General features: G+C 61.1%; 12 protein-coding genes. 4 read left to right on the top strand and 8 right to left on the bottom strand.

The genetic code is table 11. From position 1 onward, the window contains the following. The first annotated feature begins 130 nt into the window (after nucleotides 1-130). The gene (moaA, locus tag BLT86_RS08820) at nucleotides 131-1,126 is read left to right on the top strand and encodes a GTP 3',8-cyclase MoaA (RefSeq protein ID WP_055986321.1); all 996 of its coding nucleotides are present in this window, start codon (nucleotides 131-133) and stop codon (nucleotides 1,124-1,126) included. Between the two features lie 234 nt (nucleotides 1,127-1,360). After that, nucleotides 1,361-2,200, top strand: a complete 840-nt coding sequence (locus BLT86_RS08815) for a substrate-binding periplasmic protein (RefSeq protein ID WP_092376145.1) — start codon at nucleotides 1,361-1,363, stop codon at nucleotides 2,198-2,200. A 4-nt stretch (nucleotides 2,201-2,204) separates the two neighbouring features. Here the strand turns inward: BLT86_RS08815 and BLT86_RS08810 are convergent, their stop codons facing one another. From BLT86_RS08810 to puuE, 7 genes are all read right to left on the bottom strand, one after another. Then, nucleotides 2,205-3,671, bottom strand: coding sequence for an NCS1 family nucleobase:cation symporter-1 (locus BLT86_RS08810; RefSeq protein WP_021490628.1), 1,467 nt, complete (start codon nucleotides 3,669-3,671; stop codon nucleotides 2,205-2,207). A gap of 518 nt (nucleotides 3,672-4,189) precedes the next feature. Continuing rightward, a complete protein-coding gene (locus BLT86_RS08805) occupies nucleotides 4,190-5,050 on the bottom strand; it encodes an outer membrane protein OmpK (protein WP_055986315.1) in 861 nt (286 codons plus the stop codon). Between the two features lie 76 nt (nucleotides 5,051-5,126). Continuing rightward, the gene (locus BLT86_RS08800; RefSeq protein ID WP_169886841.1) at nucleotides 5,127-6,635 is read right to left on the bottom strand and encodes a nucleobase:cation symporter-2 family protein; all 1,509 of its coding nucleotides are present in this window, start codon (nucleotides 6,633-6,635) and stop codon (nucleotides 5,127-5,129) included. Between the two features lie 250 nt (nucleotides 6,636-6,885). Then, the gene (locus BLT86_RS08795) at nucleotides 6,886-8,223 is read right to left on the bottom strand and encodes a urate hydroxylase PuuD (protein WP_092376142.1); all 1,338 of its coding nucleotides are present in this window, start codon (nucleotides 8,221-8,223) and stop codon (nucleotides 6,886-6,888) included. Between the two features lie 47 nt (nucleotides 8,224-8,270). After that, on the bottom strand, nucleotides 8,271-8,774 hold the full coding sequence (locus BLT86_RS08790) for an ureidoglycolate lyase (RefSeq protein WP_045735331.1): 504 nt from the start codon (nucleotides 8,772-8,774) through the stop codon (nucleotides 8,271-8,273). Nucleotides 8,775-8,816: 42 nt separating this feature from the next. Next, nucleotides 8,817-9,332, bottom strand: a complete 516-nt coding sequence (uraD, locus tag BLT86_RS08785) for a 2-oxo-4-hydroxy-4-carboxy-5-ureidoimidazoline decarboxylase (RefSeq protein WP_092376139.1) — start codon at nucleotides 9,330-9,332, stop codon at nucleotides 8,817-8,819. Further along, nucleotides 9,329-10,270, bottom strand: coding sequence for an allantoinase PuuE (puuE, locus tag BLT86_RS08780; protein WP_055986301.1), 942 nt, complete (start codon nucleotides 10,268-10,270; stop codon nucleotides 9,329-9,331). The genes uraD and puuE overlap by 4 nt, the downstream gene beginning before the upstream one ends. 402 nt (nucleotides 10,271-10,672) lie before the next feature. Between puuE and uraH the strand changes: the two genes are divergently transcribed. Then, nucleotides 10,673-11,026 (top strand): hydroxyisourate hydrolase, encoded by a 354-nt coding sequence (uraH, locus tag BLT86_RS08775; protein WP_003460854.1) that lies wholly within the window; start codon nucleotides 10,673-10,675, stop codon nucleotides 11,024-11,026. Between the two features lie 527 nt (nucleotides 11,027-11,553). Here the strand turns inward: uraH and BLT86_RS08770 are convergent. Next, complete coding sequence (locus BLT86_RS08770; RefSeq protein ID WP_092376136.1) at nucleotides 11,554-12,894, bottom strand: NCS2 family permease; 1,341 nt, start codon at nucleotides 12,892-12,894, stop codon at nucleotides 11,554-11,556. Nucleotides 12,895-13,488: 594 nt separating this feature from the next. Here BLT86_RS08770 and BLT86_RS08765 point away from each other — a divergent pair. Then, nucleotides 13,489-14,256 carry a GntR family transcriptional regulator gene (locus BLT86_RS08765; RefSeq protein ID WP_024307768.1) on the top strand — a complete coding sequence of 256 codons (768 nt, stop codon included), beginning with the start codon at nucleotides 13,489-13,491 and terminating at the stop codon, nucleotides 14,254-14,256. Nucleotides 14,257-14,498: the final 242 nt, after the last annotated feature.

Here is a 14,498-nt window from a genome sequence, read left to right as displayed (position 1 = left end):
CGGGCTGCTCAGCGTTTAACTGACTCTCGGGTCAAATTTCTGTATACAAGAATTCGCTTTTCTGTTTCTATCGCGCATAGCGTTATCCATGACAAAAAGTCTCGGCGCGTGACGCTGCAGGAGACCCACCGTGAATACCCATCAGCTCGTCGACCCATTCGGTCGGCGCATCACCTACCTGCGTTTGTCGGCGACCGATCGCTGCGATTTTCGCTGCACCTACTGCATGAGTGAAGACATGCAGTTCGCGCCGCGTGCGCAGATTCTCAGCCTGGAAGAGCTGTATGCCGTGGCCGACGCCTTTATCGGGCTGGGCGTGCGGCGTATTCGTATCACCGGTGGCGAGCCATTGGTACGCAAGAATCTGCTGAGCCTGTTGCAGCGCCTGGGTGAGCGTGACGAGCTGGATGACCTGGCCATTACCACCAATGGCTCGCAACTGGCGGAGATGGCCGCGCCGTTGCGCGCGGCGGGTGTGCGGCGCTTGAACATCAGCCTGGATTCACTGCAGCGCGAGCGCTTCGCCGCCTTCACCCGACGTGACAAGCTCGACCAGGTGCTGGCCGGCATCGACGCCGCGCGTGCCGCAGGCTTCGACAGGATCAAGCTCAACAGTGTGGTGCAGAGCGGGCGCAACGACGATGAGGTGCTGGATCTGGTCGAGTTTGCCGTCGAGCGCGGGCTGGACATCAGCTTCATCGAGGAAATGCCGCTGGGCAGCGTGGTCAGCCACAGCCGCGAGCAGACCTTCTGCTCCAGCGATGAGGTGCGCCAGCGCATCGAGCAGCGCCATGCACTGGTGCGTAGCAGCAAGGTCACTGGCGGGCCATCGCGCTACTGGCAGGTGGTCGGTACGCAGACCCAGGTAGGTTTCATCTCGCCGCACAGCCACAACTTCTGCGGCGACTGCAACCGTGTGCGTGTCACCGCCGAGGGCAAGCTGGTGCTCTGTCTCGGCCACGACAACGCGCTGGATCTCAAGCGCCTGCTGCGCGCGCATCCGGGTGACAGCGAGCGCCTACGCCAGGCACTGATCGAGGCGTTGCGTCTGAAGCCCGAGCGGCACCATTTCGCCACCGACGAGCAGGTGCAGGTGGTGCGCTTCATGAGCATGACCGGCGGTTAGTGTCGCGAGACGAATAATCTGTTGCCTATGGGCCGAGACCGCCACATCAATTACAGCAGGCTGCAGAGTCCTTGTAGGAGCCGCGCCCCGCGGCGCATGGGCCGGTTCAGACGACTGAAAAGCTTCGCCCCGAGGCGGGGCTCCTACTCAGGCCTGACGCCTGACCGACATCTAATGCCTGACGCGACACTAAGCCCTCACTGCAATCTCAAAACAACAATAAGGAGGCTTTCAATGCAGCCCGTACGACTGTGCCTGTTTTCCACCATTATGCTGACGCCCGCTGCCCTGGCGCAGACCTATGTAGTCGGCGTCGAGGACCTGCCATTCGCCCCGCACTACAGCCTCGATGGCGAAGGTCAGTACCGTGGCTTCGCTCGTGAGGTGCTGGACGCTTTCGCTGCCGACAGCGGTATCAGCCTGAGCTACAAGGCGCTACCCGTGGATCAGTTGCTGCCTGCCCTGCAGCGTGGCGAGATCGATCTCAAGTATCCCGACAGCCCGTACTGGGCCGGCGCGCAGAAAGCAGGCATGACCTTGCACTACAGCCAGGCGGTGGTCGATTACGTCGACGGCGTGCTGGTGGCGCCGCAGCGGCAGGGCCAGGCGTTGGAGAACATCCGTCGTCTGGCCATGGTGCAGGGCTGGACGCCGCGTGGATACGAAGATGCCATCGACAGTGGGCAGATCCAGCTGAGCTACAGCGATGATCTACGCCAGATGATTCGCCTGGCGTTGAAGCAGGACACTGATGGCGCCTACTTCAACGTGGTGGTGGCCACCCATTATCTGGACAACATCCGGGCGCGACCGGGTGCTTTGGTCTTTGATCCCAAGTTGCCGCATACCCGCGGCAGCTTTCACCTGTCCAGCGCTCGTCATCCACAGCTGATCGCGCGTTTCGATCGCTTTCTTGCCGAGCGCTCGGCTCAGGTTGCCGCGCTCAAGGCGAGCTATCGCGTCGAGGCCAACCTGGATAGCGACTACATCGGTCTGGAACAGTGGAAGGTGGACTTTCTCGAGCGGCAGAAAGAAAAAGCCGGCGCACAGGCGCCGGCTTCGTCTCGTCCGTGATCGTTCAGATACTGGCGTTGGCGCGTTTCAGCGCCTGCGCCTGGCCGTGCATTAGGCCGTAGTGCAGTAGCGCGCCGAGCAGGGCGCCGAGCAGCCAGGAATAACCCGACAGCTGGCTAAGAACGGGCGCCCACACCGAGGCGACGGAAAACACCGAGGCGATGGCAAAGGCGATCAGCGCCTTGCGGTTCCAGCCGCCGTCGAAGTAGTAAGCCGAGCCGACCTCCGCGCTGAACAGCTGCTGCAGATCGAGCTTGCGCTGGCGCACCAGGTAATAGTCGACGACGATGATGCCGTACAGCGGCGCCAGCACGGCGCCCAGGGTGTCGACGAAGGCGGCGATGCCGACGTTGCTGATGAAAGCCACCCACAGCGCGCCGATGAAGAAGGCGATGCCGGCAGTGATGAAGCCACCGGTACGGGCGCTGATGTGTGCCGGCGCCAGGTTGGCCAGGTCATAGGCTGGCGGGATGAAGTTGGCCACCAGGTTGATGCCCACGGTCGCGGCGAAGAAGGTCAGCGCGGCGATGATGGTCAGGGTCAGGTTGTCTACCCGGGCAACGATATCGGTCGGGTTGGTCAGCGTCTCGCCGAACACCACCACGGTGCCTGCAGTGATCACCAGGGCGATCAGCGAGAAGAATGCCAGGCTCACCGGTAGGCCGAGGAAGTTGCCGATGGTCATCTGCTTCTCGCTTTTGACGAAGCGGGCGAAGTCGCCGTAGTTGATCACCACGGCGGCGAAGTAGGCGACCATGGTGCCGACCACGGCGAAGAACGCGGCCACCGGGCCGGCCTTGTACTCGCCCGTGCCACTGAAGATGTTGCCCAGCTCGCTGAGCAGACTCGGGCCGGCCTGATACCAGATCAGACCCATCAGGGCGATCATCACCACATAGACCAGCGGCCCGGCCCAGTTGAGGAAGCGGGTGATCCAGCTCATGCCGCAGACGAACAGACCGACCTGAAATAGGCAAACGATCACGTAGGACAGCCAGCCGATGGCGGTCAGCCCCATGTATACGGCCGGGTCTTGCGGCTGCAACAGCGAGTTGAGCAGCAGCGCCACGGCGGTGGAGGCGAAGTAGGTCTGCACGCCGTACCAGAAGATGGCGACGATGCCACGCACCAGCGCAGGGAAGTTGGCACCGCGCACGCCCATGCTGGCGCGGGCGAACACCGGGAAGGGGATGCCGTACTTGACGCTGGGCTTGCCGGTCAGCTGCACCAGGCCCATGACGATGCAGCCGGCGAGGACGATACCGGCCAGCACTGCCCAGCCATTGAGCCCGTAGGAGATGAACAGCGTCGCCGCCAGGGTATAGCCGAACAGGCTCTGAATGTCGTTCGACCAGACGTTGAAGATCTCGAACCAGCCCCAGGTGCGCTTCTCGGGAGCCAGTGGCGCGAGATCCTCGTTGTGTAGTGAGGGATCGATGTTCTTGATGCGAAAATCTTCGGTGTTGGACATGGACAGCTCCCAGTTTTGTTCTTGCGCCGCGGCGGCGTATGAGGAGATTTGTCTGCAGGTTCCGTTCCGATTTTGTATTCGCGTCATGACTGAATCGATGTATACAGCCATTTCGACAGTATTTCGGTGGGAACCTGACTGTCTTGTACACAGAAAATACGTTGCTGAATATGGCTTTCGGACAAATTGCACACAAAAAATAGAAATATTGTGATCAAAAACTTGACCTTGCGGTCAGTTGCATGCTTGCAAGTCGTTGATGAAGAAGCCTGATAGGCGGCCCGATTCTGCACCGATGCGGTGCCTGGTCTGATTGCGGAGCGCTGGGTTGGTGCGGCGATTCAAGCCGGTTTGATAAAGGCGGTGCGCACGGCGCACCCTACGGCCCGAGGTAGGTGGCTGTGCGCACCGGTCATCTTTCGGCGCAAAGAAAAAGGGGGAAGGGCGCGAGCGCCCATCCCCCTTTTTACCCGGCCGCTGTCCCTACCCGACGTCGGCCAAGTGCGTTGCGGCAGGGGTCAGAAGTGATACTTGACCAGTGCCTGCACGGCGGTCTGGTCAAAACGATCGTCCGACCCATCCACCGGTTTCACGCCGTACTTGGCGCGCCACATGTTGATCTCGGTGCCCACGTAGAGCTGGCGTTCCTTGCCGAACAGGGCCTTGCCCGCATCCCACTTGACCTGGATCGAGGAGCCGACCGAGGTCTGGGTGCCGGCGTCACGCGACGGCGAGCGCCAGTCGAGGAAGCCGTCGACGACGAAGTCCTGATCGCCGAGGCTGAACGGGTAAGCCGCGCTGACGGTCAGCTGGGTGGCGTAGCCGTTGCTGTCACTGTCGGCGAAGAAGGTGTGGTTATTGATCTTCACCTGATACAGGTTGGTCTTGAAGTAGGTGAAGCCGGGCACTTCCCAGTCCAGGCCGACACCATACAGGTAGTTCTCCGGGCCTGGGCCGCCTTCGCCTTTCTCGTAGGTGAAGGCAGCGAACACGTCCTTGATCGGGCCGGCGGCCAGCTTCTGCCCAGTCAGCCAGCTCAGGCTGATGCGCGGGGAGAACTCCATGTAGTAGAAGGAGTTCTTGTCATGCTGACGGAAGGTGCCGTTGTCGAAGCTGCCGCGCGACTGCACGTTGTCGGCGCGGATGTAGTCGAGGAAGTAGAAAACGTCGCCCCAGGCCCAGCCACTGGCGTGCTCGAAGGTGAAGGTGGTCTGGGTGCGCTGTTCTTCGCCGTTGAAGTTCATGCGCTGGAAGTTCTCGCCGTACAGATACGACAGGCTGTTGTCCTGCCAGTAAAGCAGGTCGCCAGCGAGTGCCTGCTGGCCGGAGAACAGTCCGGCTGACAGGGCGAGGCAGTGGGGCAGATGCTTGAGTTTCATCGGTTTTCCTTGTTGTTGTAGTGCAAGCGTGCGTCTCCCGGCGGCGTGCCGCCGGGAGTTGGGTCTAAGCCAGGGGTCAGCTTGGTCGGGCGGCCGGGTCGAGGTCGCGGCTGAGAGTCTTGAGGCTGTTGTCGTCGATGGCTGCATCGTCCGGGCGGTTCTGCAGCACGGTGTGCAGGTGCGCCTCGGGGTCGTATTCGCTTTCATCCTCTTCTTCCAGTTGCGGATCATCCGGCAGGAAGAGATTGAGCAGAATGGCGCTGAAGGCTCCGATGGTGATCGGAGAGCCGAAGATGTTCTTCAGTACGTCCGGCATGTGCGAGAGCACGTCCGGTACGCCGGCTACACCCAGGCCCAGGCCCAGGGAAATGGCCACGATCAGTACGTTGCGGCGGTGCAGGCCGGCTTCGCTGAGAATCTTGATACCGGCCACCGCGACGGTGCCGAACATGATCAGGGTGGCGCCACCGAGCACCGGCTTGGGCATCAGCTGCAGCACCGCGCCTACCACCGGGAACAGGCCGAGCAGCACCAGGATGCTGGCGATGTAGAAACCCACATGACGGCTGGCCACGCCGGTGAGCTGGATTACCCCGTTGTTCTGGCTGAAGGTGGTCATCGGCAGGCTGTTGAACATCGCAGCGACCGCCGAGTTGCAGCCATCGGCCAGCACCCCGGATTTGATCCGGCGCATGTACAGCGGACCTTTGACCGGCTGTTTGGAGATGATCGAGTTGGCGGTCAGGTCGCCTGCGGTTTCCAGTGGGGTGATCAGGAAGATCACCGCGATCGGCACGAAGGCGATCCAGTCGAAGCCGAAGCCGTACTTGAATGGTTGCGGCACGCTGATCAGCGGTACCTCGGCCATGTTGGCGAAGTCCACCCGGCCGGTGAACCAGGCGACCGCGAAGCCCAGGGTCAGGCCGATGATAACCGCCGACAGGCGCAGCACCTGCGAGGAGGCGCGGTTGAGCAGGACGATGGTGCCCAGCACCAGGCCGCCGAGGGCCAGGTGGTGCAGGGCGCCGAGGTCCGGCGCGCCATAGCCGCCGGCCAGATCGGTCATGCCCACCTTGATCAGCGACAACCCCATCAGGCAGATGATGGTGCCGGTCACCACCGGGGTGATCACCTTGCGCAGCTTGTTGATGAACTGACTGAAGGCAATCTCGACGAAGGCGGCGCAGAAGCAGATGCCGAACAGCGTGGCGAGTATCTCCTCCTCGCTGGCGCCGCGCCCTTTGACGATGAAGCCGGCGCTGAGAATCACGCTGAGAAAACCGAAGCTGGTGCCCTGCAGGCACAACAGGCCGGACCCGATCGGGCCGATGCGTTTGGCCTGGACGAAGGTGCCGAGGCCGGAAACGAACAGCGCCATGCTCACCAGATAAGGCACATGGGCGCCGAGGCCCAGCGCACTACCGACGATCAGGGTAGGGGTGATGATGCCGACGAAGCTGGCCAGCACATGCTGTAGCGCCGCGAAGATGGCAGGGGCGAAAGCTGGCGTGTCGTCCAGCTGATAGATCAGGTCGCTGTTGCCGGAAGGCGCAGCTGGGGCTTGGGTGTTGCGGTCTGTGGTCATGTCATAGCCTGCCAGTTGTTTTTATATGGTCATGGGCTTACACGAGGCTTCACGGCACCTCTGCTCCGATCGATCGAAAAATTGTCCGATCGGTCAGGATGTGCCGACTATACAACTTGTGGACATGGTTAAAAACAATTTATTTATGGATTGTGCACAAAAAACTGAACCGCCGGTCAGCTTGCGCTGCCGGCGGTTCATGGCTGTAAAAAGATGTCGCGCCCACTCATGAGCGCGACATGTGTGGCAATCAGTTGATCTGAGCGCCTTTGGCGATCCAGCTGCCAATCAGGTCGCGCTCGTCCTGGGTCATCTGGGTGATGTTGCCCAGCGGCATGATCTGCGTGGCCACGGTTTGCGCGTGGATCTTCGCTGCCTGCGCCTTCATCTGCTCCGGGGTGTCGAGCATGAAACCGGCCGGTGCGGTGCTGAACATCGGGCTAGTGGGACTCGACGAGTGGCACACGGTGCAACGCTCGTGGATCACGCTTTCGACTTGGGCAAAATCGGTGCTGGCAGCAGGTGGCGCGCTGTCAGCGGCAGTGGTTGAATCCTCGCTGGCATCGGCTTTTGCCTGGGTTTCCTCTGCAGCAGGCTCGCTGGTAGTGGAGGGGGTGCCAGGGCGGCCGGTAGCAGGAACGGGAGCGTACTTGATCGCCGGGGCTTGAGCCGTTTCCGGTGCGCTGACCGATTTCGTCTGCGGGCCGGTGACGTAAGCCAGGCAGATCATGCCCAGGGCTGCGGCCGGCAGGGTCCAGACGTACTTGCTGCTGTCGTGGCGGGTATTGAAGTAGTGACGCACCAGCACGGCCAGGATCGCGATACCGGCCAGGATCAGCCAGTTGTACTGGCTGCCGTAGGTGCTCGGGAAGTGGTTGCTGATCATGATGAACAGCACCGGCAGGGTGAAGTAGTTGTTGTGGCGCGAGCGCAGCAGGCCCTTGGCCGGCAGCAGCGGATCGGGCGTAGTGTTGGTTTCGATGGCCTTAACCAGCGCGCGCTGGGCCGGCATGATGGTGAAGAACACGTTGCCGACCATGATGGTGCCGATGATCGCACCGACATGAATGTACGCCGCGCGGCCGCTGAAGATCTGGCTGAAGCCATAGGCGGCGGCGATGATCAGCACGAACAGCACGGCGCCTAGCAGGGCCGGGCGTTTACCCAGCGGCGAATCGCAGAGGAAGTGGTAGATCACATAGCTGATCGCCATGGAACCGAGGCCGATGGCGATGCCCATTGCCGGGGACAGCTCGACGCCCGGCTTGACCAGGTACAGGCTGGGGTTGAGGTAGTACACCACCAGCAGCAGGGCGACGCCCGACAGCCAGGTGGCGTAGGCCTCCCATTTGAACCAGTGCAGGTTCTCCGGCATTTTCGGCGGAGCCAGCTTGTACTTTTCCAGGTGGTAGATGCCGCCGCCGTGAATCGCCCAGAGGTCGCCCGACAGGCCCTCACGGGGATTGCTACGGTTGAGGTTGTTCTCCAGCCAGACGAAATAGAACGATGCGCCGATCCAGGCGATACCGGTGATCATATGGATCCAGCGGATGCCCAGGTTTAGCCATTCGGTGAAATGTGCTTCCACGATCTGTACCTCTTTCCCGGGATAGGCACGCCAGCCCCGGGCTTCTCTTATTGGTGGGGGTTGAGGAGAAGAAGCTCGTCCTCATTGAAGAAATGCTCATCGCAGTTGTTGCCGGAACCACTGCGATCAACCACCAGGAAGTCATCCCGCTTTTCGATCGTCAGCACCGGGTGGTGCCAGACGCCGCGATGGTAATTGATGCCCTGCCTGCCATTGCTGAGGAAGGCACGGACGGACCCTGATACAGGTACATCGCCAACTGGCGCGACCACGATCAGAAAGGGGTTGCCGAGCAGCGGAATGAAAGCCTGGCTGCCCAGCGGATGGCGTTCCAGCATGCGGATGGTCAGCGGCATCTCCAGTGCTTCGGCGCTGAAGATGCTGATGATGGCCTGGTCCTCCGGCTGTGCGGTCTCCACGGTGGCCAGCTTGTGATAGCGGCGGGTGGAACCGTTGTTGATCATGAAGAAGTCGCTGCCGTCGGTTTCGATCACGTCACCGAAAGGGGCGAAGGCTTCTTTGCTCAGGGGCTCGATGGTCAGGCTACGCATGGCTGTTCTACTTGTTCTGTTCGGGTGGGGGGGCTGCAGCGCTTACAGTTGCTGCAGGCGGAACATGGCGATCTTGTTGATCTCGGCCAGGGCGGTCTGGAACTCCTGCTCCGGCGTGTTGTGAATGCGCTCCTCGAAGGCGGCCAGGATCTGATGGCGGTTGCTGCCCTTGACGGCCTTGATGAAGGGGAAGCCGAACTTGGCCTTGTAGGCGTCGTTGAGTTCGGTGAAGCGGGCGAACTCCTCGGCGGTGCATTCGTGGATGCCGGCGCCGGACTGCTCGGCAGTGCTGGAGGCGGTCAGTTCGCCACGCACTGCAGCCTTGCCGGCCAGGTCCGGGTGCGCGTTGATCAGTGCCAGCTGCGCCTCATGACTGGCGGACAGGAGGATATCGGCCATGCGCTGCTGCAGCCTGTCGATGTCGTCCACGCTATCGTCCAGGCCGAGGTCATAGGCTTTCTCGGCGACCCAGGGCGAGTGCTCATAGATGTCGGCGAAGGCTGCGACGAAAGCGTCGCGGCTCAGCTGGGAAGGGGTCAGGGTCTGGAAACGGCTCATGGGCGGCTCTCTTGTTCGGTCGCGCGGAAGGGGTGGGTGGCATGCCAATGCCTGGCGATGTCGACACGGCGGGCGCACCAGACCTTGTCATGGCTCTTCACGTAGTCGATGAAGCGCGCCAGCGAAGCCAGGCGCGCCGGGCGACCGAGCAGGCGGCAGTGCATGCCGATCGACAGCATCTTCGGTGCGCCGGCTTCACCCTCGGCGTAGAGCACGTCGAAGGCATCCTTGAGGTATTCGAAGAAATCGTCGCCCTTGTTGAAGCCCTGTACCTGGGTGAAGCGCATGTCGTTGGTGTCCAGGGTGTAGGGGATCACCAGGTGCGGCTTCTCTGCCGTGCTGGCAGGGTCCCAGTAGGGCAGGTCGTCGTCGTAGGTGTCGGAGTCGTAGAGGAAACCGCCTTCCTCGCGCACGATGCGTCGGGTGTTCGGGCCCAGGCGGCCGGTATACCAGCCCAGCGGGCGTTCACCAGTCAGCTCGGTGAGGATGCGGATGGCCTCGAGCATGTGCTCGCGCTCGGTGGCCTCGTCCATGTTCTGGTAATCGATCCAGCGATAGCCATGGCTGCAGATCTCGTGCCCGGCGGTGACCATCTCGCGGATCACCTCGGGGTGACGCTGGGCGGCCATGGCCACGGCGAAGATGGTCAGCGGGATGTCGTGCTTCTTGAACAGGTTGAGCAGGCGCCAGACGCCGGTGCGGCTGCCGTACTCGTAGAGCGACTCCATGCACAGGTTGCGCTGACCCTGCAGCGGCTGAGCGGCGACCATCTCGGAGAGGAAGGCCTCGGACTCCTTGTCCCCGTGAAGAATGTTGCGTTCACCGCCTTCTTCGTAGTTGAGCACGAAGGATAGGGCGATGCGGGCATCGCCCGGCCAGTGCGGGTGGGGCGGGTTTGCGCCGTAGCCGATCAAATCGCGTGGGTAATCAGCGTTCACTGCAGTCTTCCTATCTGGAACGTTGCGGTCACTGCGTGCCGGGTAATCGACGGCTACGCGACCGGGATGAGTAATTGTATACAAAGTTAGTCGCCGTTTGTAAATCGACTTTTCATCATTTTCTTTACGGTGTGCCACAGCGAAAAAATTGCCGAGGTGGTCAGCAATGCGTGCTGGTTATGCCGTGGTTGCTGGCTGGCGATGATGTGAGCAGTGATCAGGTTTGGTACATGGATAGCATTTCAATTGGATTTATTGTGTACAATTTATTGGAAAAATGTTTTATATTCGATCTGCGTGCTATCCTGCCACTGCGTCGGAGCATTGCGACGAGCCGATTTCAACAGAGTAGAGGAGGTGTGGTGTTCGTAGGGCGCCAGGCGCCGCGGGCATCCGAGACCCATGGGACGTTTGACTACACATGTACTGGATGCCGCGCACGGCTGCCCAGGGAGTGACATCAAGGTCGAGCTGTACCGCGTCGAAGGCGCGCAGCTGGAACTGATCAACAGCGTTACCACCAACCACGACGGCCGTTGCGATGCGCCGGTGCTGCAGGGTGATGACTACCGCACGGGCGTCTACCAGTTGCATTTCCACGCTGGCGACTACTACCGCGCCCGTGGCGTGAAACTGCCGGATACGGCATTTCTCGATGTCGTGGTCCTGCGCTTCGGCATCGATGCCGGCCAGGAGCACTACCACGTGCCGCTACTGATTTCTCCTTACAGCTACTCCACCTACCGCGGTAGCTGAGTGACTGGCGGGCCAGACGCCTGCCAGACGAATGCTTGTCACCCTCAGACTCGTTTGAGTCCTTACGCCCGCTCACACTGCGGGCTTTTTTTTGGGCTGTGTTTCAGGGCTGTGTTGTTGACCGGCTTTTGTAGAGTGGGTTAGGCGCGAACCTGGATCAGGCAAACACCACCACCCCCAGCGCCGTAACCCACCATGGCGGTCTGCCGCCGCGCCGCAATGTTGGCTTACGCGGCGCCCAGGTTGCGTGGCGATCCCCATAACGACCCCCAGCGCCGCTAACCCGGCCTACGCATTGCCGCGTCTCATGCATCGCGGACGATTCACCCCATCGCCCCTTTGCCTGCCAGTTTCTGTACGCCCCTCGCGCCGCCGGATTTGCCTTGGCAACCGCTGCTGCCTGTATTGAGTACATGCCCATGGTCCGGCGCTTGGGCCGCTGCCTTGCGCCAACAAGAGGTATTGAACGGTCAAACGAAAAGCCCCGGCACAGGGCCGGGGCTTCGATCAGCGCGGGGTGTTTGCCGTCAGAGGAAGGCGAACTTGGCGATGAAGATCACGCACAGCGCATAGAGGCTCAGCGACACCTTGTCGCTCTGGCCGGTCAGCAGTTTCAGCGTGGCGTAGGTGAGGAACCCCAGGGCGATGCCGTTGGCGATGGAGAAGGTCAGCGGCATCATCACCACGGTCACGATAGCCGGGATGGTGTCGGTATGATCCTTCCAATCGATATGCGCCATGCCGCTCATCATCAGCATTGCTACGTAGATCAGCGCGCCCGCGGTGGCGTAGGCCGGAATCATGCCAGCCAGCGGGGCGAAGAACATCGCCGCGAGGAACAGCAGGCCGACGGTGATGGCGGTCAGGCCGGTACGGCCACCCGCGGCGACGCCTGCAGCGCTTTCCACGTAGCTGGTCACCGGCGGGCAGCCGACCATGGCGCCCACAACGCTCGAGGTAGAGTCGGCTTTCAGCGCCTTGGACAGGTTCTGGATCTTGCCATCCTCATCTACCAGGTTGGCGCGGTGGGCGACGCCCATCAGGGTGCCGGCGGTGTCGAACATGTTCACGAAGAGAAACGCCAGGATCACGCTGATCATCGCCACGTTGAACGCGCCGGCGATATCCATGGCCAGGAAGGTCGGGGCCAGGCTCGGCGGCATCGACACCAGGCCACCGTATTCCACCAGGCCGAGTGCCCAGCCGGTGGCAGTCACGCCGAGCATGCTAAAGAGGATGGCGCCAAACACGTTGCGGTGGCTGAGCACGGCGATCATCAGGAAGCATACGGCGGCGAGTAGCGCCGACGGGTTACTGAACGAGCCCATGGTCAATAGGGTGGCCGGGCTGTCGACGACGATCCCGGCGGTCTTCAGACCGATCAGGCCGAGGAACAGGCCGACCCCGGCACCCATGGCGAAGCGCAGGCTCATCGGGATGCTGTTGAGCAGCCATTCGCGGATCTTCGACAGGCTCATGATCATGAACAGCACGCCGGAGATGAACACCGCGCCCAGTGCGATCTGCCAGCTGTAGCCCATTTCACCGACGACGGTGTAGGTGAAGAACGCGTTCAGGCCCATGCCCGGCGCCAGGCCCACTGGCCAGTTGGCGTACAGGCCCATCAGGAAGCAGCCCAGGGCCGCCCCGATGCAGGTGGCGACGAAGGCGGCGCCATGATCGATGCCGGCAGTGGCCATGATGTTGGGATTGACGAAGATGATGTAGGCCATGGTGACGAAGGTCGTCAGGCCGGCCAGCAGCTCGGTCTTGATGGTGGTGCGGTGCTCGGTCAGTTTGAAGAAGCGGTCGAGCAGGCCACCTCTTGCCAGTTGATTCGCGTGTTGTTCTTGTTTGACGCTTTCCACAGCGGGTACTCCTCATCTCTCTTGTTGTGTACCGCCCAGAGCCTTGCGCAAGAACAATGCTCTCTGAGGCAGGCGGTGTTTTCGGTGGTGCTTCTTGGCTAAGTTGTTGACCGAGCGGTCAAGAAGTCACTCGAGCGCGATTATGCTGTTGTATACAAAAAATGCAATTAATGTTTTTAATGTTGCATTAATCGCACCAGTCGAACCTGCGGATGGAAAAGCGCATGGATTTGGCGACAATCCCTTCAGGGCTTTAATTAAAATGCTTATAAAACAGATGGATAGGATTTTTGCTTGGCTGAGGCCGACGCTCGATCGAGCGTCGGCCTTAGCAGCCTGACCGGGTTCTTAGCCGCTAATGAACTGAGAAGACGGCTGTATATAAAGAAAGAATTTGTTGTTCTGCGCTCAGAGGTGGGTGATATGCGGGCGAGGGTCAGCTATGACGTCATACAACGAAGGGTGTGAGGGCTGATTGACTTGTGTACAATTGTCTTAATTTTTTTCTGATGTTTTTTCGCTCGGAGCTTGTCAGCTACCGGGTAGAACACAGTAGAGTCGCAGTGTCGCCGACTCTCATTGACGCGAGCCAGAATGAACGATCAATTGCAGCCTCTCAAGAAGCAGCCGCGCGTGGGCAAAAGCAGCCGCAGCGGGACTCAGGACGATGTCGTATATGCCCATATCTTCGATGCCATTCTCGAGCAGCGTCTGGCGCCCGGCACCAAGCTGAGTGAAGAGGCGCTGGGTGAGATCTTCGGCGTCAGTCGCACCATCATTCGCCGCGCCCTGTCACGCCTGGCCCACGAGGGTGTGGTACTGCTGCGCCCGAACCGCGGTGCGGTAGTCGCCAGCCCGAGCGTCGAAGAAGCTCGGCAGATCTTCTATGCACGCCGCCTGGTAGAGCGCGCCATCACCGAACTGGCCGTCGAGCACGCGACAGCCGAGCAGTTGGCCGAGCTGCGGCAGATGGTCAAGGACGAGCAGGACAGTTTCTCCCGTGGTGATCGTGGTGCAGGTATTCGCCTGTCCGGCGAGTTCCACCTGAAGCTGGCCGAGGCCGCACGCAATGCGCCGCTGGTGAGTTTCCAGCGCAGCCTGGTGTCGCAGACCTCGTTGATCATCGCCCAGTACGAAAGCGGCAGCCGCTCACATTGCTCCTACGACGAACACAACCAGTTGATCGACGCCATCGAAGCGCGTGACGCCGAGCGTGCGGTGCACCTGATGATGCACCACATGGATCACATCGACAGCAAGCTCAACCTGGACGAAGAAAGCGCCTCGGACGATCTGCACGCGGTGTTCTCGCACCTGCTGCAGACCAAGAAGAAGCCGGGTCGTAGCGCTGCCAATCGCTGATTCGTTGTGTGTAACAAGAAAGCCCCGCTGCGCGAGCAGCGGGGCTTTTTCATTGGTGGTGTCGGCGCTCTGCAGCTGTTTCGACGCTTGTGTAGGAGCCGCGCCTCGCGGCGAATTGGGTTGGTAGCAACTTCGCCCCGGGGCGGGGCTCCCACAAGTTGGCGTCCGCCTATCCAATTTTAAGGTATCTCCGCGCTCAGTTTCAGGGTGGGTTAGCCGCTTATCACCGCTACTGGCCACAG

It is taken from the genome of Pseudomonas sihuiensis (assembly GCF_900106015.1).
In the GTDB taxonomy this organism is placed as follows: domain Bacteria; phylum Pseudomonadota; class Gammaproteobacteria; order Pseudomonadales; family Pseudomonadaceae; genus Aquipseudomonas; species Aquipseudomonas sihuiensis.
Note: the sequence above shows the minus strand (reverse complement) of the source record. Positions and strands in the feature narration are given on the sequence as shown.